1 protein-coding gene is annotated in these 1,056 nt (G+C 48.9%); it reads right to left on the bottom strand.

Features of this window, described 5'->3' with window-relative positions:
• Window positions 1–9 precede the first annotated feature (9 nt).
• Window positions 10–966 (bottom strand): IS30 family transposase, encoded by a 957-nt coding sequence (locus tag P364_RS0134275; protein WP_024634462.1) that lies wholly within the window; start codon window positions 964–966, stop codon window positions 10–12.
• Between the last annotated feature and the right edge of the window lie 90 nt (window positions 967–1,056).

Here is a 1,056-nt window from a genome sequence, read left to right as displayed (position 1 = left end):
GACAGATTGTCAAACCAAGTGCGACAGTTCCTCTGTGAAAGATTCGTGAGCGGTTCTCCAGCCCAGACATTTCCGAGGGCGATGGTTGATTAAATGAAGCGAACGCTCCAATGCTGCATCTAATATTTGAGTAAAGTCTGTGCCCTTGGGAAAAAACTCACGAAGTAAACCGTTTGCATTCTCATTTGAACCTCGTTGCCAGGAAGAGTAAGGGTCGGCAAAATAGATCTGTACGTCGTGCGTTTCTTCCAGGTTCGCGTAGCAGGCAAATTCCTTGCCACGGTCTGTTGTAGCAGTTTGAAAAGCCGCAGCAGGATACTGAGCAGCGGCTACACCAAAGGCAATCTCCATCGATAGAGCCGTCCGATCAGGCATTTGAATCGCGGTGTACAGGCGTGTTTTACGTTCAATGAAGGTTGGTAAACACCCCTTGCTCTTTCCACGTCCCGAAACCACCGTGTCCAGTTCCCAATGCCCAAATGTTTCCCGAGAGCGAACGTCCTTCGGACGCTGGGAAATGGGTCTGCCTACCGCAAACTTACCGCGGGTTTCCGCGGGTTTCTGACGCTTACCCTTGTGTCGGAGTACATGCAAAGCACCTTTCAATAGACGACCTGCATAGATCCAGCGGTAGATGGTTTTAAAACATACGCTGGGACGATTTTCAGTTTTAAAGCGCTCCACAATCTGCTCAGGAGACCATGTGGCATGCAACTTCTCTTCCAGTTCTTCAGCATGATCTTTCGTCCATTTGCCCTTGGATACCGAGGCTTTGCGGCGCTGCACATAAGCTTGTTGTGAGCTTTCTGCCTGGTAAGATTCTAGGTGAACATTCCGGCTGATCTCCCGACAAATGGTCGTATGATGCCGACCAAGTTCCTCGGCGATGGCTCTTGCACTTTTCCCTTGTCGATGTAGGATTTCTAGCTTGCTGCGTTCGATTATGCTAAGATGTGAATAACTCATGGACTGATTCTCCTTGTGTGAATGCTGGTGTGGTAACTTTCATTCTACACGAATCAGGCTATGGGCCATTTTTTATTTCCAGTAGGTGTC

Source organism: Paenibacillus sp. MAEPY2, from assembly GCF_000499205.1.
GTDB classification, from domain to species: Bacteria; Bacillota; Bacilli; order Paenibacillales; family Paenibacillaceae; genus Paenibacillus; species Paenibacillus vandeheii.
Note: the sequence above shows the minus strand (reverse complement) of the source record. Positions and strands in the feature narration are given on the sequence as shown.